At 65.3% G+C, this 25,279-nt stretch carries 25 protein-coding genes and 1 pseudogene; 22 read left to right on the top strand and 4 right to left on the bottom strand.

Annotated features, from left to right (window positions below; translation table 11 throughout):
- Window positions 1-385 precede the first annotated feature (385 nt).
- The 3 genes from WS54_RS02105 to WS54_RS02115 all read left to right on the top strand — a co-directional run bounded on the left by WS54_RS02105 (window position 386) and on the right by WS54_RS02115 (window position 3,315).
- Window positions 386-1,537, top strand: a complete 1,152-nt coding sequence (locus tag WS54_RS02105; protein ID WP_059784711.1) for a branched-chain amino acid ABC transporter substrate-binding protein — start codon at window positions 386-388, stop codon at window positions 1,535-1,537.
- A 203-nt stretch (window positions 1,538-1,740) separates the two neighbouring features.
- A complete protein-coding gene (locus WS54_RS02110) occupies window positions 1,741-2,913 on the top strand; it encodes an NAD(P)/FAD-dependent oxidoreductase (protein WP_059784708.1) in 1,173 nt (390 codons plus the stop codon).
- A gap of 186 nt (window positions 2,914-3,099) precedes the next feature.
- Complete coding sequence (locus WS54_RS02115; RefSeq protein ID WP_059784705.1) at window positions 3,100-3,315, top strand: hypothetical protein; 216 nt, start codon at window positions 3,100-3,102, stop codon at window positions 3,313-3,315.
- A gap of 140 nt (window positions 3,316-3,455) precedes the next feature.
- Here the strand turns inward: WS54_RS02115 and WS54_RS02120 are convergent, their stop codons facing one another.
- A complete protein-coding gene (locus tag WS54_RS02120) occupies window positions 3,456-4,637 on the bottom strand; it encodes a serine hydrolase domain-containing protein (protein WP_059785145.1) in 1,182 nt (393 codons plus the stop codon).
- Window positions 4,638-4,914: 277 nt separating this feature from the next.
- Here WS54_RS02120 and WS54_RS02125 point away from each other — a divergent pair, with 277 nt between their 5' ends.
- The 5 genes from WS54_RS02125 (at window position 4,915) to WS54_RS02145 (ending at window position 10,884) form a co-directional block, all read left to right on the top strand.
- Entirely contained in the window at window positions 4,915-6,042 is a 1,128-nt protein-coding gene (locus tag WS54_RS02125) for an aminotransferase class V-fold PLP-dependent enzyme (RefSeq protein WP_059784701.1), read from the top strand.
- A gap of 96 nt (window positions 6,043-6,138) precedes the next feature.
- Window positions 6,139-6,708 (top strand): YdeI/OmpD-associated family protein, encoded by a 570-nt coding sequence (locus WS54_RS02130; RefSeq protein ID WP_059784697.1) that lies wholly within the window; start codon window positions 6,139-6,141, stop codon window positions 6,706-6,708.
- A 371-nt stretch (window positions 6,709-7,079) separates the two neighbouring features.
- Entirely contained in the window at window positions 7,080-8,177 is a 1,098-nt protein-coding gene (locus WS54_RS02135) for a NucA/NucB deoxyribonuclease domain-containing protein (RefSeq protein ID WP_236872745.1), read from the top strand.
- A gap of 79 nt (window positions 8,178-8,256) precedes the next feature.
- Window positions 8,257-10,281, top strand: a complete 2,025-nt coding sequence (locus WS54_RS02140) for an SMI1/KNR4 family protein (protein WP_059784690.1) — start codon at window positions 8,257-8,259, stop codon at window positions 10,279-10,281.
- Window positions 10,282-10,377: 96 nt separating this feature from the next.
- Complete coding sequence (locus WS54_RS02145; protein WP_059784687.1) at window positions 10,378-10,884, top strand: GNAT family N-acetyltransferase; 507 nt, start codon at window positions 10,378-10,380, stop codon at window positions 10,882-10,884.
- Between the two features lie 109 nt (window positions 10,885-10,993).
- On the opposite strand, the pseudogene WS54_RS02150 reads toward WS54_RS02145, so the two are convergent.
- Window positions 10,994-11,158: pseudogene (locus tag WS54_RS02150) on the bottom strand (TetR/AcrR family transcriptional regulator); the annotation flags it as partial.
- 191 nt (window positions 11,159-11,349) lie between these two features.
- Here WS54_RS02150 and WS54_RS02155 point away from each other — a divergent pair.
- The 4 genes from WS54_RS02155 (at window position 11,350) to WS54_RS34125 (ending at window position 12,903) form a co-directional block, all read left to right on the top strand.
- A complete protein-coding gene (locus tag WS54_RS02155) occupies window positions 11,350-11,691 on the top strand; it encodes a DHCW motif cupin fold protein (RefSeq protein WP_059784683.1) in 342 nt (113 codons plus the stop codon).
- A gap of 160 nt (window positions 11,692-11,851) precedes the next feature.
- On the top strand, window positions 11,852-12,226 hold the full coding sequence (locus WS54_RS02160) for a VOC family protein (RefSeq protein ID WP_059784682.1): 375 nt from the start codon (window positions 11,852-11,854) through the stop codon (window positions 12,224-12,226).
- Complete coding sequence (locus WS54_RS34120) at window positions 12,223-12,531, top strand: hypothetical protein (RefSeq protein WP_236872746.1); 309 nt, start codon at window positions 12,223-12,225, stop codon at window positions 12,529-12,531. The genes WS54_RS02160 and WS54_RS34120 overlap by 4 nt, the downstream gene beginning before the upstream one ends.
- 24 nt (window positions 12,532-12,555) lie before the next feature.
- On the top strand, window positions 12,556-12,903 hold the full coding sequence (locus WS54_RS34125; RefSeq protein ID WP_236872747.1) for a hypothetical protein: 348 nt from the start codon (window positions 12,556-12,558) through the stop codon (window positions 12,901-12,903).
- Between the two features lie 5 nt (window positions 12,904-12,908).
- Here WS54_RS34125 and WS54_RS02170 read toward each other — a convergent pair whose 3' ends face one another.
- Window positions 12,909-13,880 carry a LysR substrate-binding domain-containing protein gene (locus WS54_RS02170; protein ID WP_059784680.1) on the bottom strand — a complete coding sequence of 324 codons (972 nt, stop codon included), beginning with the start codon at window positions 13,878-13,880 and terminating at the stop codon, window positions 12,909-12,911.
- 134 nt (window positions 13,881-14,014) lie between these two features.
- Here WS54_RS02170 and WS54_RS02175 point away from each other — a divergent pair, with 134 nt between their 5' ends.
- The 4 genes from WS54_RS02175 (at window position 14,015) to WS54_RS02190 (ending at window position 18,627) form a co-directional block, all read left to right on the top strand.
- Window positions 14,015-16,306: an NADP-dependent malic enzyme gene (locus WS54_RS02175; protein WP_059784678.1), complete on the top strand. Its 2,292-nt coding sequence runs from the start codon at window positions 14,015-14,017 to the stop codon at window positions 16,304-16,306.
- Window positions 16,307-16,541: 235 nt separating this feature from the next.
- Window positions 16,542-17,741, top strand: coding sequence for an aminotransferase-like domain-containing protein (locus WS54_RS02180; RefSeq protein WP_059784677.1), 1,200 nt, complete (start codon window positions 16,542-16,544; stop codon window positions 17,739-17,741).
- Between the two features lie 12 nt (window positions 17,742-17,753).
- Window positions 17,754-17,945 (top strand): hypothetical protein, encoded by a 192-nt coding sequence (locus tag WS54_RS02185; protein ID WP_059784675.1) that lies wholly within the window; start codon window positions 17,754-17,756, stop codon window positions 17,943-17,945.
- Between the two features lie 94 nt (window positions 17,946-18,039).
- Window positions 18,040-18,627 (top strand): pyridoxamine 5'-phosphate oxidase family protein, encoded by a 588-nt coding sequence (locus WS54_RS02190; RefSeq protein ID WP_059785143.1) that lies wholly within the window; start codon window positions 18,040-18,042, stop codon window positions 18,625-18,627.
- 25 nt (window positions 18,628-18,652) lie between these two features.
- Here WS54_RS02190 and gcvA read toward each other — a convergent pair whose 3' ends face one another.
- Complete coding sequence (gcvA, locus tag WS54_RS02195) at window positions 18,653-19,543, bottom strand: transcriptional regulator GcvA (RefSeq protein WP_059784672.1); 891 nt, start codon at window positions 19,541-19,543, stop codon at window positions 18,653-18,655.
- 134 nt (window positions 19,544-19,677) lie between these two features.
- Between gcvA and WS54_RS02200 the strand changes: the two genes are divergently transcribed.
- The 6 genes from WS54_RS02200 to WS54_RS02225 all read left to right on the top strand — a co-directional run bounded on the left by WS54_RS02200 (window position 19,678) and on the right by WS54_RS02225 (window position 25,230).
- Complete coding sequence (locus tag WS54_RS02200; protein ID WP_059785139.1) at window positions 19,678-20,382, top strand: SDR family oxidoreductase; 705 nt, start codon at window positions 19,678-19,680, stop codon at window positions 20,380-20,382.
- A gap of 207 nt (window positions 20,383-20,589) precedes the next feature.
- Window positions 20,590-21,867, top strand: coding sequence for an epoxide hydrolase family protein (locus tag WS54_RS02205; protein ID WP_059784669.1), 1,278 nt, complete (start codon window positions 20,590-20,592; stop codon window positions 21,865-21,867).
- 276 nt (window positions 21,868-22,143) lie between these two features.
- On the top strand, window positions 22,144-23,187 hold the full coding sequence (locus WS54_RS02210; protein WP_059784668.1) for an alpha/beta fold hydrolase: 1,044 nt from the start codon (window positions 22,144-22,146) through the stop codon (window positions 23,185-23,187).
- Entirely contained in the window at window positions 23,187-23,729 is a 543-nt protein-coding gene (locus tag WS54_RS02215; RefSeq protein ID WP_059784665.1) for a cytochrome P460 family protein, read from the top strand. The genes WS54_RS02210 and WS54_RS02215 overlap by 1 nt, the downstream gene beginning before the upstream one ends.
- Before the next feature lie 277 nt (window positions 23,730-24,006).
- Entirely contained in the window at window positions 24,007-24,354 is a 348-nt protein-coding gene (locus tag WS54_RS02220; RefSeq protein ID WP_034205513.1) for a DUF4148 domain-containing protein, read from the top strand.
- Window positions 24,355-24,438: 84 nt separating this feature from the next.
- Complete coding sequence (locus tag WS54_RS02225; protein ID WP_059785136.1) at window positions 24,439-25,230, top strand: alpha/beta fold hydrolase; 792 nt, start codon at window positions 24,439-24,441, stop codon at window positions 25,228-25,230.
- The last annotated feature ends 49 nt before the right edge of the window (window positions 25,231-25,279 follow it).

A 25,279-nucleotide genomic window follows, 5' to 3' on the forward strand; every position in this document is an offset into this window, starting at 1 on the left:
GGCCGGGACGACGTCGCAACGATGATGCGTTGCCGGCATGACCATGGCCGACCTTGATCCAGCGGCGCGGCCGCCCTTCGCCATGGAAAGCTTCCCTGCACGGTCCACCGACGGGCGGGCCGAGGATCGGCCGCGACTACGGAACTTGATGACAAATCCTCACAACATAGTTCCGATATTTCGTTTGCTGCACGGGTATTGGCTACCCACAATCCCTTCACCTCTTACGCGATGAAAGGCTCTTCGGAGACGGAGCCGCGGTCATCGTCCGCCCGGATTGGCGCGTGGCACGCGCCCTGGCACGCAAACGCATCACCGGCGCGCAGGAGGTTGCCGGCGCGCGACCCTCGCGCGTTGCATCCCGACCCCCAGAAGAAGGACTGCCATGACGTTCCGCATTCGTTCGCTTTCCGGCGTTGCGCTGACCGCCGCGCTTCTCGCGTTCCAGACGGGCGCGGCCCACGCACAGGAGACGATCGTCAAGGTCGGCGTGGCCGGCCCGCTCACGGGCGGCGGCGCCGCATACGGCAAAGACATCGAGAACGGCGTGCGCATGGCGGTCGACGAAGCGAATGCCGCGCGCACGACCGTCGGCGGCAAGCCGGTGAAATTCGTCATAGCGTCGCAGGACGACCAGAGCGATCCGCGCACCGGCGTGCAGGCCGCGCAGCAGCTCGCCGACGCGCAGGTGGCCGTTGTGATCGGCCACTTCAATTCGGGCACGACGCTGCCCGCGTCGAAGATCTACGCGAAGGCCGGCATTCCGATGATCACGCCGTCGGCGACCAATCCCGACATCACGCGCGCCGGGCTCGATACCGTGTACCGCGTGATCGCGACCGACACGCAGAACGCCGGCAACGCCGGTGCGTATGCGGCGAGCGTGACGAAGGCGAAGCGCATCGCGATCATCGACGATCGCACCGCGTTCGGCCAGGGCGAAGCCGACGAGTTCGAGAAGGCCGTGAAGGCGAACGGCGGCACGATCGTCGCGCGCGAATTCACGAACGACAAGGCCGTCGACTTCAGCGCGCAGCTCACGAAGATCAAGAGCACGAATGCCGACCTCGTGTTCTTCGGCGGCCTCGACGCACAGGCCGCGATGCTCGTGAAGCGCATGCGCCAGCTCGGCATTCGCGCGCAGTTCCTCGCGGGCGGCGGCGTGATGAACGCGAACTTCATCCGGCTGGCCGGCAACGCGGCCGAAGGCGCGTCGGTGTGGGAGTACGGGCAGCCGCTGTCGCGTCTGGCGAAGGGCAAGCTGTTCGAAACGAAATTCAAGCAGAAGTACGGCGTTGACATGCTCGCGTATGCGCCGTTCGCGTACGACGCGACGTGGATCGCGATCAACGCGATGCAGAAGGCGAACTCGACGAAGCCGGCCGATTTCAACGGTGCGCTGAAGGGCACGCGCTATGACGGCATCACAGGCACGATCGCATTCACGAACACGGGCGACCTGAAGAGCCCGAGCTCGACGCTGTATGAAGTGAAGAACGCCGCGTGGCAGCCCGTCACGACGAAATCGGCGGACTGAACGCAACACGGGCGAGCGGGCTTTCGCGGCGATGCCGGACGTGCTGAAATAGCCGGAGCGATCGTCGACGAAGCCTGCCCGCGCGACGCCGCGCGAGGCGCGGCACGAACCAGCCACGGGCGCGGCCGGCCGGCGGAGGCCGGCGCCAAGCCCGTCATCAGCGTGAGCGGCCCCAAGCCTTTTACGTGCAACCGGAGTCAGTCGTGAGTTCTCAAGTCGTCATCGTCGGCGGTGGTGTGATCGGCAGCTCGATCGCGTATTTCCTGCGCGCCACCGATCCCACGGTCGCCGTGACCGTCATCGAACGCGATCCCACCTATGCGAGATCGTCGTCGGCGCTGTCGGCCGCGTCGATTCGCCAGCAGTTCTCCACGCCGCTGTCGATCGAGATGTCGCTGTTCGGCATCGACTTCCTGCGCACGATCGGCGAACGGCTCGAAGTGGACGGCAACCGGCCGTCGATCGATCTGCACGAAGGCGGTTACCTGTTCCTCGCGACGCCGGCCGGCGACGCGACGCTGCGCGAGAACCATGCGCTGCAGACGCGCCTCGGCGCCGATATCCGGCTGATGGACGGCGCCGCGCTGCGCGCGAAGTTTCCGTGGCTCAACGTCGACGATCTCGTGTCGGGCGCGTACGGCGTGAGCGGCGAAGGCTGGTTCGACGGCTACGGGCTCGTGCAGGCGCTGCGCAAGAAGGCGCAGGCGCTCGGCGCGCGCTACGTGGCCGCCGACGTGAAGGACGTCGTGCGCGACGGCCGCCGGATCACGCATGTCGTGACGGGCGACGGCGAGCGCTACGCATGCGACACGCTGGTCAACGCGGCCGGCGCGTGGACGCGCGCGCTGTCGTCGATGATGGGCATCGACATTCCCGTGTATGCGCGTCGGCGCAGCATCTTCAACGTATCGTCGCCGGCGAAGCTCGCCGATTGCCCGCTGCTGATCGACCCGACCGGCGTGTATTTCCGGCCGGAAGGGCGGACGTATATCTGCGGCACGTCGCCGAGCCCGGATCGCGACCCGGACGACCTGCCGCTCGACGAAGTCGATCACGCGCTGTTCGACGACGTGATCTGGCCGACGCTCGCGCACCGCGTGCCGGAATTCGAGGCGTTGCGCGTCGAGAACTGCTGGTCCGGTTACTACGAGTACAACGTGTTCGATCACAACGCGATCATCGGCTACCACCCCGAACTCGACAACGTCGTGTTCGCGAACGGCTACAGCGGCCACGGGCTGCAGCAAGGGCCGGCGACCGGGCGTGGCGTCAGCGAACTCATTCTGGGCGGGCGTTACGACACGCTCGACCTGTCGTCGCTCGGCTGGGCGCGCGTGCTCGAAAACCGGCCGATCGTCGAAAAGAACGTCGTGTAGCGCGGCGTGACCGCCCGGTGTGGGGTGGGCGGGATTCTCCTTGTGTCTCAAACCCGTTGGCCCGGCTCCGTCGGGCCTTTTTTCATGGTCGGCGCGCCGCGCCGTGCTCGATGTCGCCGATGCCGGGATGTGGCAACATCGCGGAGGTTTCGACACACGATCTTTACTCGAGCAACGGGGGCCGGGATGAGCGACATCGCCATCGATATACCGTGGCCGGTCATGATGCTGATTCTGGGTGTCAGCTATTGGCCATTGTGGCTGCTTGTCGGAGCAGGGTTGATGTATTTCGGTGTAACGCGTCTGCGCGGGGTCGGGCGTGTTGCCTGTACGGTCGTTGCGGTCTTGTTCATTCTTTATACCGGCCTGGGCTTGTACGTGATGCTTGCCAGGTCACGATAGCGATGCGGTCGGCCGGAAGCGGCGTGACGTCGATTCATGGATGTCGCGACACGTCATGCGCCGCGCTGGACGCGAGGAAGCGATCGATCTGCGCGGAACGACACGGGCCCGGCTTCGCCGGGCCTTTTCCATTCCGCTCGCTACCGAACGCCATAAATCGCGTCCCGCAGATCGAGCGTGTACTGCCCGTTCATGCCTTCGTAAAGGGTGTTCGACAGCGACACGACGGTGAGCCCGCGTGCGCGGTCGACGAACCACGAGTGACCGTAGACGCCGCCCCAGCGCCAGGTGCCGACGGATTCCGGCGACGCGGCCGCCTGCGGGTCGTGCAGCACCGAGAAGCCGATTCCGAAGCCCGCGCCCGGCAGGTCCGGCAATTCGAAATCGCCGGTTTGCACGCGGCCCATCTCGTCGACGAGCTCGGCGGGCAGGATCGCGCCGCCGCCCGCACGCAGCGTGTCCAGCACCGTCAGCACGTCGCCGGCGGTGCCGACCATCCCGGCGCCACCCGATGCGAACGCGTGTGCATTCAGCGCGCGCGACGGCGAGTACGTGACGCCGACGAACCCTTCGACGATGGGCACCGTCTCGTTCTCCGCGAGCCGGTGCGGCTGCGGCGTGTCGTTGACGTACGGCGTGGCTAGCCGCGCGGGATCGCGTGCGACGAAGGCCGTGTCGCGTGCGCCGAGCGGGCGCAGCACGAGCGCATCGACCGCATCGGCGAGCGGCACGCCGCAGACGGCCTCGATCAGCGCACCGACGACGTCGATCGACAGCGAATAGTTCCAGCGGGTGCCGGGTGCGAACAGCAGCGGCACGCTGGCGATCCGGCGCAGGTTTTCGGCGAGCGTGATCGATGCGCCATCGAGCCCGTCGGAGACGCCGGCGCGCGCGTAGGGGCCGTTTGCGTCGGTTTCGTTGAAGCGATAGTCGAGACCGGCGGTATGCACGAGCAACTGGCGCACCGTGATCGTCGGCACGCGGCCGTCGGGGAGTGCCGGACGGAACGCGGGCAGCCAGCGCGTGACGTCCTCGTCGAGCGACAGCTTGCGTTGCGCGACGAGCGCCATCGCGGCCGCCGAGACGATCGGCTTCGTCACCGACGCGAGCCGGAACAGCGTGTCCTCGCGCATCGGCGTACGCGATTCGCGGTCCGCGAACCCGGCCGCGCGGCGATAGACGAGTTCGCCGTCGCGGGCGACGAGGACGACCGCGCCGACGAGGCGCTGCATGTCGAGCTGGCGGGACAGGACCGCGTCGACGCGCTCGGCGAGCGCGGGATCGGTTGACGACTGCAGTGACGATGCGGGAGAGGAGGTCATCGAGATTTCCGTCGTGAAGGGGCCGTTCGACATGTTATGGGATGCCTGGCGCACGCGTCGTTAACCCGTACGCGGAGCGGGGCGATGTGGGCGGCGCGGGCTCGCGGCGACGAACACCCGGCCCGGCAGCCGACAAAATATGCGCCAATCGGCCGGCGGCGTTCGTTAGAATCTGCTTTCGTCGAGGCAATGACGCATTTGCATTGGTGCAGAGCAGTATCGAATCGAAGACGTGGCTTGTCCCGATTCCATCGTTCATCTTTCACCGGAGGCGAGCATGCCAGGTTTACTTCCCGATGTTGACCGCGAGGGGCTCCTCGAATATTCGGTGGTGTACACCGATCGCTCGGTCAATCATATGTCGCAGCGCTTCCAGGGCGTCATGCGCGACATCTCCGCCACGCTGAATAAAGTCTACAACGCGAAGTCGGTCGCGATCGTCCCGGGCAGCGGCACGTTCGGCATGGAAGCCGTGGCGCGACAGTTCGCGACGAACAAGAAGTGCCTCGTCATCCGCAACGGCTGGTTCAGCTTCCGCTGGTCGCAGATTTTCGACATGGGCAGCATCCCGTCCGAAACGACGGTGCTGAAGGCGCGTCCGGTCGAAGCCGGCAGGCAGGCCGCCTATGCGCCGGCGCCGATCGACGAAGTGGTCGCCGCGATCAAGGAAAACAAACCCGATCTCGTGTTCGCGCCGCACGTCGAAACCGCGTCCGGCATGATGCTGCCCGATGCGTACCTGCGCGCGGTGGCCGATGCCGTGCATGCGGTCGGCGGCATGTTCGTGCTGGATTGCATCGCGTCGGGCACCGTGTGGGTCGACATGCAGGCGAGCGGCGTCGACATCCTGATCAGCGCGCCGCAAAAGGGCTGGAGCGCATCGCCGTGTTGCGCGATGGTCATGTTGAGCCCGCTCGCGCGCGAACGCATCGATGCGACGACCAGCACCAGCTTCGCGTGCGATCTGCACAAGTGGCTGCAGATCATGGAAGCGTACGAGGGCGGCGGGTTCGCGTATCACGCGACGATGCCCACGGACAGCCTCACGACGCTGCGCGACGTGATGAAGGAAACCGATGCGTACGGTTTCGACAAGGTGAAGGCGGAACAGCTCGAGCTCGGCGAGCGCATTCGTGCGCTGCTGACGGAGAAGGGGTTCAGGAGCGTGGCCGCGGCAGGATTCGAGGCGCCGGGTGTCGTGGTGAGCTACACGGACGATGACGGTATTCGCACCGGAAAGAAATTCGCCGATGTCGGTGTGCAGATCGCGGCGGGCGTGCCGTTGCAATGCGACGAGCCGGAGGATTTCAAGACGTTCCGGCTCGGGTTGTTCGGTCTCGACAAGCTGCACGATGTCGACGGCGCGGTGAAGCGGTTTGCCGATGCGTTGAACCGGATTCTTTGAGGCGGTCGTGCGCAACGGGCTGCGCCGGCGGTTGCCGCGCGTTCGTCGAGCGGCGGCTTCCGGATCGTTGAAAACCCGACCGTTCAGGAGCGTGACATGACCGAAGGCGCGCTGACGTTTGCCAGTCAAGCCGAATGGGAAAGCTGGCTGGAAAAAAACGGCGGCGCGTCGACCGGCGCATGGCTGCGGCTCGCGAAAAAAGGCGCGGGGCAGCGAACCGTCACCTACGAAGAGGCGGTGGAAAGCGCCCTCTGCCACGGCTGGATCGATGGCCAAAAGAAGGCCGAGAGCGAGCAATACTGGTTGCAGCGTTTCACCCCACGCTCGGCGAAAAGCATCTGGTCCAGGCTCAACAAGGACAAGGCCGAAGCGCTGATCGCCGCAGGAAGAATGTGGCCGGCCGGCATGGACGAAATCGAGAGGGCGAGGAAGGACGGCCGCTGGGAGGCGGCCTATACGTCGGCCAGCAACTCGATCGTGCCGGACGATCTGCAGGCGGCGCTGGACGCCAATCCGAAAGCCGCGAAGTTTTTTGCGACGCTGAACAGCCGCAATCGCTATGCGATCCTGTTTCGGATACAGAACGCGAAGAAGCCGGAAACACGGGCGCGAAAGATCGCGGAATTCATCGACATGCTCAAGCGGGGCGAGACGTTTCATCCGTAGGGCTTTGGCACCGGTGGCATACCAGAAGAAGCATGACTGGCCGAGAACAGCCGGAAGCGGGCGGCTGCCGCCACTTGACGGCGGCAGCGTTCAATTATTCGGCATGCCGAGGTCGGTTGCGTCGCATACGGATTCAACTATGCGACATGGGCTTCGCGTACGGGATCGATTTAGTCGGCGTGACATGAAAAATTCGTTTTTTTGATTTTATGGGTAATTACGTTTATAAAAATAAAACAATAGATATGTAGTCGTGTCGATGATTTACATATCCCTGACGAAATTGACAGCTGCATTTCATCTAAATGTTAGTTTAAATGGATGTGCAGCGAAATCGGTCATTTCGATTAATGAAATAATCAGGAGGGAATGTGATTCATCGAATGCTTTTTGCCGGTGCGATTGTGCTTGCGACGGCGATGCCGGCTCATGCGGAAAGTGCGACGGATGTTTCTCCCATTTGCACGACAGTCCGGACCGAACCGACCAGGGACTCGCTATTGAGTCGAAGCAGTTATTGCCAGAAAACGGTCCCGCTCGAATATGTCGCGAAGGACAATCAAAACAATGAAATCGGGCGAGTGGCTATCGAGGCCTACGCGTATTCCGACAATCCGTCGAATCAGCTTGCGTGGCCATTGAAGTTCCGATTTCGCACCCGCGTCATTTCCGGCAATCCGGGCGGCCTGATGATCAAGCCCGTCGTCGAATGCGGATCGGATTGCACGGTTGCGCCCAATGCCGGCGTGCCGCTTGCCCTCGGCGGATTGTCCAACGAGATATCGGTGATGGTTACGCCGAACATGGGAGCCAATAACCCGCTCAGGTTCAGTCCGACCCTCGAGTATCGGGTCGCGAAGTCGGGGGACTCGTTCGAGAACGGAGCAAGCGTGAGTCCGTACGCGGGTGTGGGTTATATTCCCGACATTCGATGCGACGTCGCGCTCGTCAAGAGCAACTCGCAAGGATGTGTCTACGCGGACGCACCGGCGGTTCTCCGTACCATTGTCGCCACGAATCCCGACGTCGATGAATCGGCGATCCATATTCGCGAAGCGCAAGCGGCCGGGCGGCCCGGCAAGTTCGTGCCGAAGGGAGACGGCACGATTTTTCCCGATACTTGGGAGTCCCGGCCGCTGACACGCACGCGCGACGCAACGCTTCGGCGCGACAATCGGGATGCATCCAAGAAGCAATGCGTTGCGAAATACGGCTCGGTTAACGGTCAGTGCACGTTCACCGGCGATCCGGACGAAACGCCGACCGATTGCGATTGCGACGAGTATCCGTTTGCGTCGACCGAGCAGGGTGCATCGAGTGACCCGGAAGTATCGGTCAAGCGTATCGATGCCAGCGATAATCGACGCGCGGGCGCTTTTCTCGGCAATTTCTATTTGAACCAGCGCGTGCTCGACCAAGAGAATTTCTACGTCGACGTCGGATCTCAGCAGCCTGCCGCAAAACGTTGAGCCGCTGGGGAAAAGGAAAACCGTACCGTTGCCGCGGTTCGCGGGTGACCCCAAACCGCGGCATGAAAACATTCACCACATGAGCGATCACGAGAATTTCCCTTTCTGGCTCAACCAGCCCTATGAACGCTGTCGACGCGTCGTGCCGGGCGCGATGCAATCCGAGACGGTGGCGGTGGAGGATGCGCTGACGCGCGTGACGGCGGCCGACGTTTTCGCGCTGGAGAATGTCCCGCCCGTTCCGCTCGCTGCGATCGAAGGCTATGCATTGCGCGCATCTGATACCGTACACGCGACGCATAGTGCGCCCGCCGAACTCGATTTCGAGTTCAGCCGACGCGCGCTGGCTTCGCCAGCGGGCAGTCCGGCGGCTCGCGCAATCGGCGCGCGGTGTGCGGTCGATGTTCCTCCGTATTTCGCACTGCCGGAAAACGCCGACACCGTCGTCCCGAAAGGCAACGTTGAAATTACGCATCGCGGCGCCCGGTCTTTCCTGCTGTTGCACGCGCCGCTATCCGCCGGGCAACACGTCATCGCTCCCGGCAGCGAATATCGACAAGGCAGTCTGCTCCTGCCCAAGGGCAGCCGGATAACGGCCGAGCGGCGGATCGCGCTGATAGCGGCAGGCGTTCGCGATATCGAGGTTACCAAACGGCCGCGCATCGGCGTGGTGATCGTCGGATATGAACAGCGCGCGCCCGGAATTGCTCGCGAACGCTGGCAGCGGCCCGACACGAGCGGACCGTATATCCGTGCGGTACTGCAGCGCTGGGGATACGAAGTCCACTCGGTCGAATACATCGAGCCTCCGGACATGGCGTTGTCGCCGCTCGAGGTGCAACAGAACGAGTACGCATTCAGGAAGAAGCTCGCCGAGCTCGCGCAACGTTATGACCTGATCGTCGGAGCCGGATTGCCTGCCAAGCCGCCCTTCCGGGATGTCGGACTGAATGCGCAACCGGTGTATTCGCGCGACGACGCGACCGTCGAGATCCAGCAAACACCGGCGGATCGTTTCAACTTCGGACGCAGCGACGATCGCTCGCCGCCGAAGAAAACCACGCTCACGTTCACGCGGCCGGACGGTACGCAGAGCGGGATGACGGTCATGACCAGCTACGATCAGGCCACGCTGATCAACCTGCCGGGCCACACGAATGCGGTCGCTATGCTGATGCACGCGATCATGCCGCGCGTGCTCGATTTGCTCGAGCACGCCGCAACACCGGGGCCCCATTGGGAAGCCGGCATCATTGACCACAGCGTCGAGCGCGATGCTCGACTGAACGCGATGCGATGGGGCAATCTGCACCGCGGCGTCGATGGTAACCCGGTCGTTCGCCTGCTGCCGGCCGAAGATGACGGGTCGATCGGTGGTGTCGTCCATGCCGATGTGCTCGTCGCGATCCCCGCAGCGGACTATCCGATGGCGGCAGGTTCGTCCGTGCTGTTCCTGCGTCTCGATCGCGGCCTTGCCAGCGAGCCGCCGCGCCATGTCACGGCGACATCCGCCGAGGGAGCCGAACAAGCGTTGCCGGCGGTCGACACCCGCGTGGCCGCCCACGCGATCGACGACGCACGCACTATCGACCTTCGCGAAACATGGCAGCGGATCGATGCAACGTTCGCCGCCGATGCGTCACGCTTGCCGGGCGGACTCAACGGACCCGCGTCCGACGATGACATTGATGCATTGCAGGTCGCGCTGGGTACGACGCTGCCCGACGTTTTCATCGACAGTCTGCGCATTCACAATGGCCAGACGGCATTGGGCGATGCGTTTTCCGGAAGCGATGCGCTGCTGAGCGTTCACGAGATCCTCGCGCAATGGCGCATCTGGAAAGGTCTCGTGGACGGCGGCGATTTTGACGGCATGACATCGGAGCCGGAGCCCGGCATCGCCGACGACTGGTACAACCTGAAGTGGATTCCGTTCACCCACGACGGCAGTGGCAATCACCTGTGTGTCGACCTCGATCCCGCTGAAGGCGGCGTCGCCGGTCAAGTGATTCGGGTCTGGCATGATGATGCGCGGCGCGAGCGTGTCGCGGGGAGTTTTCCCGCGTGGCTGGCCGGCATCGCGTCGGCGCGACAATCAAGCTGAGTACTCATGGAGCGTGCAGTCGTGCCGCCTCGTCGATAACCAACGCGTGGCGCGATGTGGCGGGATGGCGGCCCAGACCCGACGGAGAAACGAACGATGGTGTCGAAAAGCGTCCGCAAGGCGACGGTCGACGATGTTCCGGTGCTGACACGGATCCGGAACGATGCACATGCCAAGAAGGTCGCGCACCGCGACTACGTATGGGGCAAGGAGGGCGACGGATTCTCCGAAGGGTGGGTACGAAACCACGTCGCCAAGAAAGCCGTATACGTCGTCGAACAGGATGGCGCGCTGGTCGGAACGTTCTCGCTCGACTTCGACGATGACAGGCACTGGGGGCCCCAAGCGCCGATTGCAGGCTACGTGCACGGCCTCTGTGTGCGGCAGGGTTTCAACGGCCTCGGGCTCGGCAGCTTCATGCTCGACTGGTGCGCTCATGAGGTGAGCCGCTTGAACCGGCGTTTGCTTCGACTCGACTGCAGCGCTGAAAACATCACGCTCTGCGCTTACTACGAGTCGCTGGGCTTTGTCCGCGTCGGATTGAAAGCGGACGGTATTGTCTGGTCTCTTTACGAAAAACCTGTCAGTTCGGGCCGCCGGTGATCGCGGCGGTCCTGCAGCGAACATCGGCGACGGAATCCACGTCAGTCGGGGTCGCACGATCGAACACCACGCGTTCATCTGAAGCCGCGCCCCCGTTACCCTGCTGCACCGGCAAAAAGCCCGCTTTACGATAACTGTCGATCAGCCCGTCATAGAGCGAGAGATCGGCGCGGCTCCGCGCGATGAGCTGGGCGCCGGCGATGGCGGCGAAGATCGCCCGTGCCCGCTGTTTGCGCTCTCGGGCACCGACCACTGCCGCCGCGGACAGAACCTTGCCGCGCTACCGCGTCACGACGCAAGCTCAGGGGGCATGTATCGGTCACTCCGAATTCGTCACGGAATGCTCGACTTGCAATTGTGGAATAGTGTTTGATGTCCAAGGCGATCGGATGCGAACGGATTGCATGGATCGCGACGGCGGATTGACCCTGGCACGAAAGCCCGACCTATACAGGAAGCGACAGTATGAAAATGGATGCGTTTGCCTTTGGCACGACCAACTGGGCCGAAATCGAACGAACGGAACATCGAGGAGAAACCGGCGTCGCTTATTGGCGCACGCGGTTCTTTGGTGAAGAGCCGAACCGGATCCGTGTGCGGATGGTGGAATACACGCCCGGCTACCTCGCCGATCACTGGTGCCAAAAAGGGCATGTTCTTTTCTGTATGGAAGGCGAACTGGAAACGACGCTCGAGGACGGGCGGAAGTTCGTTTTGACGGCGGGCATGAGCTACCAGGTTGGCGACAACGCGGAGCCACATCAGTCCTACACCCGGACCGGTGCGAAACTTTTCATTGTCGACTGATCCGGGTGTCCGCGCGTTTTTTTCAGTCCGCTTTCGGATGCCCCGGACGTCTCATACGGGGCGATCGAGCGGGTAACGGGCTACCACCGCATGTGGCACCGTTGCGGTCATCGCACCATCGCATCAGCATGCTGTCTGATCCATCCATCGGGGAGAGCTCATGTTTGACCACGTCAAATTCGGCGTCAGCGACTACGCCGCCAGCAAGGCGTTTTTCCTCAGGGCACTGGAACCGCTGGGTGCCGAAATCGTCGGGGAACGCGAGCCGTCGTGCGGGATCGAGATCGGACTGCCCAGCAAGTCTTCGCTGTGTTTGTTCCCGACCGACGAGAAACCGGCGCAACTCCACATCGCGTTCGTGGCCGACACGCGGCAGCAAGTCGATGCGTTCCATCGCGCGGCGCTGGAGGCCGGCGGGAAAGACAATGGCGCGCCCGGGCTGCGGCCGCATTATCACGCGAACTACTACGCGGCGTTCGTCATCGGTCCGGATGGACACAATATCGAGGCGGTGTGTCATCGGGCGGAGGGGTGATGCGCTGGATCGGTAAAACGCTCGCGGCGATCGCAAGCATCGCGTTCGTCGGCATTGCCTGCGTTCAGGCAGCGCCCCGCGAAACTGCATTCCCGCGCTTCACGCAGACGGAAGGCAAGCTCGACGGCGACGGGCTTCCGCTCTCCGGCGTGAAGCTCTGCGTGCTGCCCGACCGTGCGCCGTGCTTCGAGATGCCGCCGGCGCCGCTTCCCCATTCTTCGAAGGCGCTGTACCAGTTCGGCCTGAATCCACGGTCTGAGCGGTTGCCGATTGCGTCCGGCGGCTCGTGGGTGTTCTTCTCCTGAATGTTCTCGGGTGGCGGCAGCGGGATGCTGGAGCGCGTGGCGGTGCTGCGCGTTGGCGCGAACGGCAAGATCGAGAATCTGATGCCGAAGGTCACGCAGACGGAAATGGCCGATCGCGCGATGTGGAACGTGCCGGAGGTGTCGCCGTATCCGCTGTTTGTCCGCGCGGACGCCGAGTGGCAAGAGGGCGAAGTGCATTTCGACAAGCACTTCTTCGAAGTCGACGCATGGGTGTTCGACTCTGCCGTCCATCAATACGCGAAGCGCTTTTCTTATCGCACGAGCACACGCTACGACAGAGGCGAGGGTTCGGACCACGTGCTGGCCGCCGAGCGCGCGGAAATCCTGCGTCGCCTTTCAGCGGGCAAGTAACGCGGTTATCGCTGCGTGTCCCCGTACGTCTCCTTGCACACTGCACGCAGCGCATCGACGAGCAGATCGCGCGCGGGCGACTGCGAATCGGCGGAGCGCGTGAACAGCGCGATGGGCGGCAGCGTCCATACCAGCGAATACGGCACGATCGCCACGCCGGCGATCCGCACGAGTTCTTCCGCGATATCGGCCGGCACGATCGACACGGCCTCGTCGCTCGACGCGATCATTTCGCCGATCAGCTTCGACGAGTAGCTTTCGACGATCGGCACGGGCGGCGCGATGCCGGCCGACAGGAACAGGTCGGTCACCTGTTCGCGCATCGGCGTATGCGGCGCGCCGAGAATCCAGTCGAGCGCGTGCAGCTTGTGCCAGTCCAGCGGCGTGCGGGCGAGCTTCGCCGCCAGCCGCCGGCTCGCGATCATGCGCGGCTGCTGCTGATACAGCACTTCGAACGAAACTTGCCCGAGATCGATCGCCGACGACGCGCGCCCGATCACGATGTCGACACTGTGATCGCGCAGTTGCAGCAGCAACTGATCGCTGGTGCCTTCGTGAATCGTGACGGTCAGGCGTCGCTCCATGCGCGCTTGCAGCCACTTCAGCGCGGCCGACAGCATCTGGCCGGAGATGAACGGAATCACGCCGATGTGCAGATGGGCCGCATGCCCGGCGGCGACGGCCTCCATCTCGCGGGCGAGGTGGTCGAGATCCTTGATCATCGCTTTCGCCCGTTCGAGCACGACCGCGCCGAGCGCGGTGGGCCGCATGCCGCGCGACGAGCGCTCGAACAGCGGCGTGCCGAACATGCTCTCCAGTTCGGACAGCGCGTTGGTCACGGCCGGCTGGCTGCTCGCCATGTGCTCGGCGACGCGCGTCAGCGATCCGTGCTGCTGGATCTGCAACAACAGCACCAGATGCCGAATCTTCAGACGAGCGCCGAGCCGCCTGACCACGTCGTTGGCGTCAAAATTCATTGACTGGTCATGCATTCATCAGGAAAAAGTGATGAACCGATATTAAAACAGAATCATCACGTTATGGCGGATCCCTAGAATCACCTTCATGGATCGCGCCGGGACTGGCCTGGCGCCCACGCCGGGACCCCAACATGAAACAGACAGAGACACAGCAGCAGGCCGCGTTCGACTATCACGAGTTTCCGACCCCCGGGAAAATCTCGGTCGTGGCGAGCAAGCCGCTGGTGACCCAGCGCGATCTGGCGCTGGCCTATACGCCCGGCGTGGCGAGCGTGTGCGAGTCGATCGCCGCCGATCCGCTGCAGGCGCACCGCTTCACGAGCCGCGGCAATCTCGTCGGCGTGATCACGAACGGCACCGCCGTGCTCGGTCTCGGCAACATCGGCCCGCTCGCGTCGAAGCCGGTGATGGAAGGCAAGGCCGTCCTGTTCAAGAAGTTCGCCGGGATCGACGTGTTCGACATCGAGATCAACGAGACCGATCCGGACAAGCTGGTCGACATCATCGCCGGCCTCGAGCCCACGTTCGGCGGCATCAACCTCGAGGACATCAAGGCGCCGGAATGCTTCACCGTCGAGCAGAAGCTGCGCGAACGCATGAAGATTCCGGTCTTCCACGACGATCAGCACGGCACCGCCATTACCGTTTCCGCCGCGTTCATCAACGGGCTGAAGGTCGTCGGGAAGTCGATCAAGGAAGTGAAGGTCGTGACGTCGGGCGCCGGCGCGGCCGCGCTCGCGTGCCTGGACCTGCTGGTCGACCTCGGGCTGCCGGTGGAAAACGTCTGGGTGACCGACATCGAAGGCGTCGTCTATCGCGGCCGTACCGCGCTGATGGATCCGGCCAAGTCGCGCTTCGCGCAGGAAACCGAGGCGCGCAAGCTCGCCGACGTGATCGGCGGCGCGGATGTGTTCCTGGGGCTGTCGGTGGGCGGCATTCTCACGGCGGAGATGCTCAAGGAAATGGCGGCGCGCCCGCTGATTCTCGCGCTGGCCAATCCGACGCCGGAAATCTTCCCGGAACTCGCGCACGAGACGCGCGACGACGTCGTCATCGCGACGGGCCGCTCGGACTACCCGAACCAGGTCAACAACGTCCTGTGCTTCCCGTACATTTTCCGCGGCGCGCTGGACGTGGGTGCGACGACGATCACGCGCGAGATGGAGATCGCCGCGGTGCACGCGATCGCGGGGCTGGCCGAGGAAGAGCAGAACGAAGTCGTCGCGGCGGCCTACGGTGCATACGATGTGTCGTTCGGCCCGCAATACCTGATTCCGAAGCCGTTCGACCCGCGCCTGATCGTGCGGATCGCGCCGGCCGTGGCGAAGGCGGCGATGGAAGGCGGCGTGGCGACGCGTCCGCTCGCGAATCTCGATGCGTACGTCGAACAGTTGCAGCAATTCGTCTATCACTCGGGCGCGTTCATGAAGCCGCTGTTCGCGACTGCGCGTCAGCTCGTGCGCGACGGCGGCAAGGCGCGGCTCGTGTTCACCGAAGGCGAAGACGAGCGCGTGCTGCGTGCGGTGCAGGTCATCGTCGACGAGAAGCTGGCGCGGCCGATTCTGGTCGGGCGTCCGGAGGTGCTGCTCGCGCGCATCGAGCGGTTCGGCCTGCGCTTGCGGCTCGGTCAGGACGTCGAAGTAACCAATCCGGAATACGACGAGCGTTTCCCGCAGTACTGGACGAAGTATTGGGAACTGCGGTGCCGCGACGGTATTTCGAAGGAAATGGCGCGCGTGGAGATGCGCCGCCGCCTGACGCTGATCGGCGCGATGATGGTGCAGCTCGGCGACGCGGACGGGATGATCTGCGGGACGGTGGGCGAGTATCACAATCACCTGCGGTTCGTGGACGAAGTGATCGGCAAGAAGCCCGGTGCGTCGACGTACGCGGCGATGAACATCCTGTTGCTCGATCAGCGGACGGTCGCGCTGGTGGATACGCACGTGAACGACAACCCGGATGCGGAGCAGATCGCGGAATTCACGATCGCGGCGGCGCGGCAGATGGAATGGCTGAATCTGACGCCGAAGGTGGCGCTGCTGTCGCGGTCGAATTTCGGGTCGGGGAGTGCGGCTTCCGGCGTGAAGATGCGCCGGGCGCTGGAGATCGTGCGGGAGCAGGCGCCGGATATCGAGGCGGATGGCGAGATGCATGGCGACTGCGCGCTCGATGAAGGGCTGCGGGCGAAGCTGCTGCCGATGTCGCCGTTGAAGGGGGCGGCGAATTTGCTGGTCTGTCCGAACGTGGATGCCGGCAACATCGCGTACAACCTGCTCAAGACGGAAGCGGGGAGCAATGTGGCGGTGGGGCCGTTCTTGCTCGGCGTCAATGCGCCGGTGAACATTCTTACGTCCAGCGCAACCGTGCGGCGGATCGTGAATATGGCCGCTTTGACCGTGATCGAGGCCAATCGAGGGTGACGGGCTGAGGGATCGCTGGGGGAGGGGCGGTTACGGACGCGCCTCCGGGTTGACCCGCGCGCCGCTCCCCATTTGATGACCAAACCGCAAGACCTAGTGCATAGATATCGTTTGCCGAGCCCTTAATGACTATCGACAATCGTGGCTCGAATTCACCGCCGCGGCGCCAGAAGCGCCTTGGTGGCCGGCACGCGGCGGCTATCCCGGCCGGCCGTGCCCACCCGCTCACGACGACATGTACGCGTTCACGCCCTCATTCCAAAACCCTGCCGGTTCGCCGATCCGCGAGTTGTTCAAGTACCTGTCCGAACCGGGCATGATTTCCTTCGCGGGCGGTTACCCGGCCAGCGACCTGTTCGATGTCGACGGCCTGAATGCGGCCGCCGAACGCGCATACGCGCAGCCCGTTCGCTGCCTGCAATACGGCCCCACCGACGGCCTCGCCGAACTGAAGCAGCAACTGATCGCGCTGATGGCGCGGCGCGGCGTCGCCTGCACGCTGGCCGAGCTGCTCGTCACGACCGGGTCGCAGCAAGGGCTCGACCTGCTGCTGCGCGTGATGGTGTCGCCCGGCGACGTCGTGCTGACCGAACAGCCGGCCTATCCGGCCACGCTGCAGGCGATGCGCTTGCAACAGGCGCGCATCGTGACGATTCCCGTCGACGGTGAAGGGCTCGACGTCGATCGTCTCGGCGAACGACTCGCGTCCGGCGCGATCGCGCAGCCGAAGCTGCTCTACACGGTCCCGACCTTCGCGAACCCGACGGGTGCGACGCTCACGCGCGAACGCCGGCTGAAGCTGCTGCGTCTCGCGGTGCAATACCGTTTCCTGATCGTCGAGGACGATCCGTACGGCGACCTGCGTTTCGCAGGCGAAGCCGTGCCGTCGATGCTCGCGCTGGCCGGCGAAGTGGACGGCGCGCGCGACTGGATCGTGCATTTCGCGAGCCTGTCGAAGATCGTCGCGCCGGGGCTGCGCGTGGGCTGGACGATCGCGCCGGCCGAAATCGCGCGGCGCTGCGTGATCGCGAAGCAGACGGTCGATCTGTGCAGCGCGCCGTGGACGCAGGCGACCGCCGCCGAATACCTGGCCGATGGCGCGCTCGAACGCCATCTGCCGCGCATCACGGCCGCGTACCGGCGCAAATGCGACGCGATGTGCGACGCGCTGCGCGACGGTTTCGGCGATGCAATCGCATTCCATCGTCCCGAAGGCGGGATGTTCGTGTGGGCACGGATCGGCGCGGTGCCGTCGGACGTGCTGCTGCAGCAGGCGATCGCCAACAGGATCGTGTTCGTGCCCGGCAACGCGTTCTTCGCGGACAACGTCGACGCAGCGTCGCTGCGCCTGTCGTTCGCCGCGCCGGACGTCGATGCGATCAGGGAAGGCGTCGCGCGCCTCGTGCGCGCGTATGGTGCGGCGCGGGCCGCGTGAGGAGACATCGACATGACGATCACCGTCAACGAAACGACATCGACGGGCGCAGCATCGTTCGCCGGCGACGAGCGGCCGGCCACGCATCGCTCGACGCAGATCGGCGCGGGGCCGCAATATGTGGCCGACGTGCTCGGCCGCTTCGGCGCGGAGCCGGCGACCGATGCCGGCGATGCGGCGTCGGTCGTGCTCGGCTACAACTGAGCGGCGCACGCGCGGCGGCGCATCGTATGCGAGCGGTCGCCGACACGAACGGTTAAGCTTGCGCGATCGAAACACCGACGATCGCCGCTGCCTCATGTCCGACCCGACTTCCGAATCGCTCGCGCAAACCCATGACCGCCTGTGGTCCTGCCTCGAATCCGGCGTGCGCGTGTCGCGCTCGCCGTTCACGATGTTGCAGGCGGCGACGCTCGGCCTCGATGGCGCGCCGAAGGTCCGGACGATCGTATTGCGTCAGGTGAATCGCACCGAGCGCGTGCTGTCGTTTCATACCGATGCGCGTTCGGCGAAGGCGGCGGAGTTGCGCCGCGATCCGCGCATCTCGATCGTCGCCGGCGATCTCGATGCGCTCGTGCAGATTCGCGCGGAAGGCGTTGCGTCGATCTGCGACGACGAAGCGCAACGGCGTGCGGTCTGGCGAGCGAGCCGGCCGCATACGTTGCTGCTGTATCGCGCGCCGTTGCCGCCCGGTACGCCGGTCGCGTCGCCCGAAGTCGCGCATGTCGACGGCGCCGCACCCACCGGCGACGGCTACGAAAACTTCTGCCTGATCCACATGACGGTCACGCGCATCGACTGGCTCGAACTCGCACGCGCCGGCCATCGTCGAGCGGTATTCGACCTGAGCGAAAGCGGCTACGAAGCCCGCTGGATCGCGCCCTGACACGAACCCGACGCGCTCGGGCCGTTCAGGGCCGCCCGTCCGACGCGGCCCGGATCATCCACTCGCGCATCACCGCGATCGCGTCGTCGTCGCGGCGCTCGGCCGGATACACGAGATAGAACCCCATCGACAGCGGAAACGCGAAGTCGAACGGCTTGCACAGTCGTCCGGCGGCGATGTCGCGCTCGACGAGCGGCTCGGTCGCGAGCGCGATGCCCTGGCCAGCGACGGCCGCATCGATCGCGAGCGACGTCTGGTTGAAGCGCAGCCCCTTGTGCGGATCGACGTCGACCGATTCGGGCATCGCCGCGAGGAACGCGGGCCACAGATCGTGCGCGTCGTGCAGCAGCACCTGGCCGGCGAGCGCACGCGGCGAAGCCGGCGCGGTCAGCACCGACGGGCTGCATACCGCATACACGTCGAGCGGGAACAGCGCATGGGTGGCGAGATGCTTGCCGAACGGCGGCTTGCCATAGCGGATCGCGAGATCGACGCCGTCGTGGCGAAACGTCGCGATCTGCGGGTCGGCGATCACGCGCACGTCGTAGTCGGGATGGGCGTCGGTGAACTGCGCGAGCCGCGGGATCAGCCACTTCGACGCGAACGACGGCGTCGTGCTGATCGTCAGCGCGGCGCGCCGTTTCACGAGCTTGTCGGTCGCGTCGGCGATCGCGTGCAGCGCGCGCTGCACGTCGGAGAAATACGCGGCGCCGTCGTGCGTGAGCGCGAGGCCGCGCGGCAGGCGCTCGAACAGCTTCAGGCCGAGCACGTCCTCGAGATGACGCACCTGCTGCGCGACGGCGCCCTGCGTGACGCCGATCTCGTCGGCGGCGGCGCGGAAATTGAGGTGTCGCGCGGACACTTCGAACGCACGAAGCGCATTCAGCGGCGGCAGGCGGGAAGGGCGTGGCGGCATCGTCAGGCTGTAGAAAAACTATCGGCTGGCGGCAGAAATACTGGTTCGACAGTCGGAATCGATGCGCCTACATTACCACCATGGCGCGCCGAATGGCGGCTGCGCGACGGCGGAACGAGAGCAAGGAGCGGATCGTGACTGTAGAAAAAGTGGCGTTGATCACGGCGGCGGGCAAGGGCATGGGCGCGGCGATCGCGCGGGAATTGGCGGCGAGCGGCTATCGCGTCGCGCTGATGTCGCCGTCGGGCAGCGCGGTGGCGCTCGGCGAGGAACTGGGCGGCTTCGGCATCGAGGGCTCGGTGACGGAAGAGGCCGATATCGACCGGCTCGTGCAGGAAGCGCTCGCGCGCTACGGCCGCATCGACGCGGTCGTGAACAACACCGGCCATCCGCCGAAGGGCGAACTGCTGGCGATCACCGACGACAACTGGCACGCGGGGCTCGACCTGATCCTGCTGAACGTGGTGCGCGTGATGCGCCGCGTGACGCCGATCTTCCAGAAGCAGGGCGGCGGCGCGGTGGTCAACATCTCGAGCTTCGCGGCGGATGCGCCCGAGCAGCCGATGCCCGTTTCGTCGGCGTTGCGCGCGGCGCTGAGCGCATGGACGCGCCTGTACGCGGAACGCTATGCGGCCGAGAACATCCGGATGAACGCGGTGCTGCCGGGCTTCGTCGACAGCTGGCCGGAAACGCCGGAGATCGTCGCGCGCATTCCGGCCGGCCGCTTCGGCAAGACCGGCGAGATCGCGAAGACGGTCGCGTTCCTGCTGTCGGACGGCGCGGGCTACATCACCGGGCAGAACATTCGCGTCGACGGCGCGATCGTCAAGGCGCTCTGAGCGGCACACGGGCGCGCGGGCCGCGCAAGCGTGTCCGCCCGCCGTGCAGCAGCAGCTACAAACGCGTACAAATCAGACAAATCCGCGATACATCGGACCTTTCAAATGGGCGACGCCGCGTGGCCAGGGCGCGCCGGATTGAAAGCCAAGGCGCGATCCCGCGCGCGGCATGTTCACTTTCCACTTCACGAAAGGAGATGCCGAACGATGTCTTCCACACCGTTTTCCCCGATGCGTCGCCACCTGCTGGCCACTTCCGTGGCCGCCGGGGTCTCGGCGATGCTGCCCACCGCGCTGCATGCCGCGACCGGCGCGAGCGGCATACGCCCGTTCACCGCGCACATTCCCGACGAAGCCGTGGCCGACCTGCGCCGTCGGATCGCCGCGACGCGCTGGCCGGGCCGTGAGACCGTCGCCGACGAATCGCAGGGCGTGCGGCTCGCGCGCATGCAGGCGCTGCTGCGCTACTGGGGCACCGACTACGACTGGCGCAAGGGCGAGGCGCGCCTGAACGGTTTCCCGATGTTCATCACGGAAATCGACGGGCTCGACATTCATTTCATTCACGTGCGGTCGCGGCACGAGAACGCGATGCCGATGATCATGACGCACGGCTGGCCCGGTTCGATCTTCGAGCTGCTGAAGGCGATCGGCCCGCTGACCGACCCGACCGCGCACGGCGCGAGCGCGGACGACGCGTTCCACGTCGTCGTGCCGTCGCTGCCGGGCTTCGGTTTTTCGGGCCGGCCGACGAAGACCGGCTGGGGTTCCGACCATATCGCGCGTGCGTGGGGCGAGCTGATGGCGCGGCTCGGCTATACGCGCTTCGTGTCGCAGGGCGGCGACTGCGGCTCGGTGATCTCGCATCGCATGGCGATGCAGCGCGTGCAGGGCCTGGCCGGGATTCACGTCAACATGCCGGCGACGGTGCCGCCGGACATCGCGACGCTGCTCGCGACCGATGCGCCCGCGCCGGCTTCGCTGTCGCCGAAGGAGAGGGCCGCGTACGAGAAGCTGGCGACGTTCTATCGCGACAACTGCGGCTACTCGGCGATGATGGTCACGCGGCCGCAGACGGTCGGCTATGCGCTTGCGGATTCGCCGTCCGGGCAGGCTGCGTGGATGTACGACAAGATCTCGCAGTGGACGTACAGCGGCGGCGTGCCAGAACGCTCGATTCCGCGCGACGAGATTCTCGACGACATTTCGCTGTACTGGCTGACGAACACCGCGACGTCGGCCGCGCAGATCTACTGGGAGGATCACTCGAACAACTTCAACGCGGTGGACATCTCGTTGCCGGCGGCGATCACGGTGTTTCCGGGCGAGATCTACCAGGCGCCGCGCAGCTGGGCCGAGCGCAGCTATCGCAACCTGATCTACTTCAACGAAGTCGACAAGGGCGGCCACTTCGCGGCGTGGGAGGAGCCGGAATTGTTCGCGCGTGAAGTGCGTGCCGGGTTCCGGCCGTTGCGGCGCGCGTAAGCGGAGGGTACACAACGAATACGGGTCGGCCTGCTGCGCGGCCCGTGTTCGTTTCTACGCAACCGCCTGCAATGCCAGCGCGTGGTTTTTTGAATCGTCGTGTGTCGGGTCCGCACACGGATACGTTGGGATACAAAGCCTCCGGGCGGTTCGGATATAAAACCGGTGAAGCGATTCACACGGCGATGCGATGCGCCGCCGCTGCGAACGGCGACACCCGATTGCCCGCACGTGCCGCGGGCCCTTTCCTTAGCGATCGACACTGGAGAACGAGTCATGCCTGATACCGTGAACACCCGCCGCCGCCTGATCCTGGGCTCGACGCTGGCGAGCCTGAGCCTGGCCGACCTCGGCTTTAGCGCGCTGGCGCGAGCGCAGTCGGCGCCCGATTCGCCCGCAGCAAAGCGCCCGGCCGGCGTCGCGTCGCTGGGCACGATCCACCAGATCGATGCGGGCGTGCTGAATGTCGGGTATGCGGATCTCGGCCCGAAGGACGGCCCCGTCGTGTTCCTGCTGCATGGCTGGCCGTACGACATCTACAGCTATGCGGAAGTCGCGCCGCTGCTCGTCGCGGCCGGCTATCGCGTGATCGTGCCGTATCTGCGCGGCTACGGCTCGACGACGTTCCGCTCGGCCGACACGGTGCGCAACGGCCAGCAGGCCGTGACGGCCGTCGACATCGTCGCGCTGATGGATGCGCTGAAGATCGACCGCGCGGTGTTCGGCGGCTACGACTGGGGCGCGCGCACGGCCGACATCATCGCGGCGCTGTGGCCGCAGCGCGTGAAGGCGCTGGTATCGGTGAGCGGCTACCTGATCGGCAGCCAGGCGGCGAACGCCAAGCCGCTGCCGCCGCAGGCCGAATTCCAGTGGTGGTATCAGTTCTACTTCACGACCGAGCGCGGCGAACTCGGCTACGCGCAGAATCGCGATGCATTCAACAAGCTGATCTGGCAGCTCGCGTCGCCGAAGTGGCAGTTCTCCGACGAGACTTATGCGCGCTCGGCCGAATCGTTCCGGAATCCCGATCACGTGGCCGTGGTGATCCACAACTATCGCTGGCGGCTCGGCCTGGCCAAGGGCGAAGCACGATACGACGACATCGAGCGTCGTCTCGCGGCCGGGCCCGCGATCAGCGTGCCGACGATCACGATGGAAGGCGATGCGAACGGTGCGCCGCATCCGGAGCCGGCCGCGTACGCGAAGAAGTTCACCGGCAAGTACCAGCACCGGACCATCGCCGGCGGCATCGGCCACAACCTGCCGCAGGAAGCGCCGCAGGCGTTCGCCGACGCGATCCTGCAAGTGGAGCATCTGTGATGCGGGCCGGCGTGGAGGTGTGGCGGCGCGGCGCGCGTCGCGCGCTCGTCGCGGGCTCGCTACTGGCCGGCGCGTGGTCGGCGAGCGGCCCGGCCGCATTCGCGGAACAGCCGAAGCCGGCCGCGGCCGCGTCGCCGATCTACGGCGTGACGATTCCGCCCGGCTACCGGAAATGGGAGATGGTCGCCCCGGCCGAAGAGGCCGCACCGCTCGACGAATTGCGCGTGGTGCTCGGCAACCCGGTCGCGATCCGCGCACTCGAACAGGCGACGCTGCCGTTCCCGGACGGCACGATCCTCGTGAAGCTTGCGTACAAGCGCAAGCAGTCCGACGAGTTCGCGCCCGCGACGGTGCCCGGCCAGGCGACGACCGTGCAGGTGATGGTGAAGGACTCGCGCCGCTACGCCGCGACGGGCGGCTGGGGGTTCGGGCGCTTCATCAACGGCGTGCCGGGCGACATCGGCCAGCATCAGACGTGCTTTGCGTGCCATCAGGCGCGGGTGAAGAATCACGATTACGTGTTCACGCGGCTCGCGCCGTGACGTGACACGGCGGTGCGAAGGTGACGGAAAGGCGTGCCCTGCGAGGCACGCCTTTTTTCGTGGTGCGCGGGAGCGGTGGAGCGCATCGGCAAGCGGGTTTGTATCGCACTGTATCTGCGGCCTTCTTTGAAAAACTGGCATGCAGAAAGCCCTGTTCCGGAAACATGCCGGATACGTGCGCGGGTTCTACTGTCGACATGCAGCAAACGTTCGGTGCCAGACGTTCGCGCCGGACACCAAGTGATCGACACCCCAACTTCCTTCAAGGAGAAATCTCATGAAAGCCGCTCGAATCCTCGCCGTTGCCGTCCTCGCCGTCGCACCCGCGCTGTCGTTCGCCGATACCGGCCACGGCCTCACGCGTGCCGAAGTGCGCGCGGACCTCATCCGTCTCGAGAAGGCCGGCTACAACCCGGCCGGCAGCGAAGCGCATTACCCGGACGATATCGCCGCCGCCCAGAACGCCGTCGCGGCTGCCGAGCAAGTCGCACGGTCGGACCAGAACGGCCCGTCGAAGTCGCAAGGCGACAACGTGGCCGACGCGTCGACGCCGGCCGGCCATCGCGACGCAGCGCAGTCGCGTACCGCACGCAACGCCGCCGACGACCTGTACGCGCATTCGTGATGCCGCGCCGCGCCGGCGACATGCAGGCGCGGCCGCTCACGCAGTACTTCACTTCAACGATACGACAAGGAAAGGAGCATGACGATGGCCGGTTTGATGAAACGCGTTCTGGTATCCGCTGCGATGATCGGCGGACTGTTCGGTGCGGTCGCGGCGCAGGCCGCGCCGAAGGAAGACCTGAAGGGCACCAACGTCGTGCTCGTGCACGGCGCGTTCGCCGACGGGTCGAGCTGGAACCGCGTGATTCCGCTGCTCGAGGCGCGCGGGCTGCACGTGGTGTCGGTGCAGAATCCGCTGAGCTCGCTCGCCGACGATGCGGCCGCCGCGAAGCGCACGATCGACGAACAGAAGGGGCCGGTCGTGCTGGTCGGCCATTCGTGGGCCGGCGTCGTGATCAGCGACGCGGGCAACGACGACAAGGTGAAGTCGCTCGTGTACGTCGCGGCGTTCGCGCCCGACAACGGCCAGTCGATTGCGGACGTCACGCAGGGCCTGCCGGCGCCGTCATGGGCCGGCGAGTTGCGCAAGGACGCAGGCGGCTTCGCACGGCTGTCCGACAAGGCGATCGCGCAGGATTTCGCGCCGGATCTGCCGCCCGTGCAGCAGCGCATCGTTGCGGCGACCCAGGGGCCGTGGTATAGCGGGTGCATCTCCGAGAAGGTCGCGCAGGCCGCATGGCATGCGAAGCCGTCGACGTTCGTCGTCGCGACGCAGGACCGGATGATCGACCCGACGCTTCAGGACGCGATGGCGAAGCGGATCGGCGCGACGGTCGCGCGCGTGAACGCCAGCCACGTCGCGATGCTGAGCCAGCCGAAGGCCGTGGCCGACGCGATCATCGCCGCCGCTGAGCGCGCGAAGCAGGCTACGCAGTGAGCGAATGCGGCGCCGCGCTTTCGTGAGGAGGCGCAGTGCGTGAGTGATG

The sequence above is a fragment of the Burkholderia sp. NRF60-BP8 genome, from assembly GCF_001522585.2.
GTDB lineage: Bacteria > Pseudomonadota > Gammaproteobacteria > Burkholderiales > Burkholderiaceae > Burkholderia.

Bases quoted from the DNA above. Each gene is read 5' to 3' on its own strand.
- WS54_RS02210 (WP_059784668.1), top strand. From the start codon at position 22,144: ATGCCTGATACCGTGAACACCCGCCGCCGCCTGATCCTGGGCTCGACG.
- WS54_RS02205 (WP_059784669.1), top strand. From the start codon at position 20,590: ATGTCTTCCACACCGTTTTCCCCGATGCGTCGCCACCTGCTGGCCACT.
- WS54_RS34125 (WP_236872747.1), top strand. From the start codon at position 12,556: ATGCTGGAGCGCGTGGCGGTGCTGCGCGTTGGCGCGAACGGCAAGATC.
- WS54_RS02120 (WP_059785145.1), bottom strand. From the start codon at position 4,637: ATGACCTCCTCTCCCGCATCGTCACTGCAGTCGTCAACCGATCCCGCG.
- gcvA (WP_059784672.1), bottom strand. From the start codon at position 19,543: ATGCCGCCACGCCCTTCCCGCCTGCCGCCGCTGAATGCGCTTCGTGCG.
- WS54_RS02140 (WP_059784690.1), top strand. From the start codon at position 8,257: ATGAGCGATCACGAGAATTTCCCTTTCTGGCTCAACCAGCCCTATGAA.
- WS54_RS02130 (WP_059784697.1), top strand. From the start codon at position 6,139: ATGACCGAAGGCGCGCTGACGTTTGCCAGTCAAGCCGAATGGGAAAGC.
- WS54_RS02190 (WP_059785143.1), top strand. From the start codon at position 18,040: ATGTCCGACCCGACTTCCGAATCGCTCGCGCAAACCCATGACCGCCTG.
- WS54_RS02125 (WP_059784701.1), top strand. From the start codon at position 4,915: ATGCCAGGTTTACTTCCCGATGTTGACCGCGAGGGGCTCCTCGAATAT.
- WS54_RS02115 (WP_059784705.1), top strand. From the start codon at position 3,100: ATGAGCGACATCGCCATCGATATACCGTGGCCGGTCATGATGCTGATT.
- WS54_RS02180 (WP_059784677.1), top strand. From the start codon at position 16,542: ATGTACGCGTTCACGCCCTCATTCCAAAACCCTGCCGGTTCGCCGATC.
- WS54_RS02225 (WP_059785136.1), top strand. From the start codon at position 24,439: ATGGCCGGTTTGATGAAACGCGTTCTGGTATCCGCTGCGATGATCGGC.
- WS54_RS02185 (WP_059784675.1), top strand. From the start codon at position 17,754: ATGACGATCACCGTCAACGAAACGACATCGACGGGCGCAGCATCGTTC.
- WS54_RS02170 (WP_059784680.1), bottom strand. From the start codon at position 13,880: ATGAATTTTGACGCCAACGACGTGGTCAGGCGGCTCGGCGCTCGTCTG.
- WS54_RS02105 (WP_059784711.1), top strand. From the start codon at position 386: ATGACGTTCCGCATTCGTTCGCTTTCCGGCGTTGCGCTGACCGCCGCG.
- WS54_RS02145 (WP_059784687.1), top strand. From the start codon at position 10,378: ATGGTGTCGAAAAGCGTCCGCAAGGCGACGGTCGACGATGTTCCGGTG.
- WS54_RS02215 (WP_059784665.1), top strand. From the start codon at position 23,187: ATGCGGGCCGGCGTGGAGGTGTGGCGGCGCGGCGCGCGTCGCGCGCTC.
- WS54_RS02160 (WP_059784682.1), top strand. From the start codon at position 11,852: ATGTTTGACCACGTCAAATTCGGCGTCAGCGACTACGCCGCCAGCAAG.
- WS54_RS02175 (WP_059784678.1), top strand. From the start codon at position 14,015: ATGAAACAGACAGAGACACAGCAGCAGGCCGCGTTCGACTATCACGAG.
- WS54_RS02155 (WP_059784683.1), top strand. From the start codon at position 11,350: ATGAAAATGGATGCGTTTGCCTTTGGCACGACCAACTGGGCCGAAATC.
- WS54_RS02220 (WP_034205513.1), top strand. From the start codon at position 24,007: ATGAAAGCCGCTCGAATCCTCGCCGTTGCCGTCCTCGCCGTCGCACCC.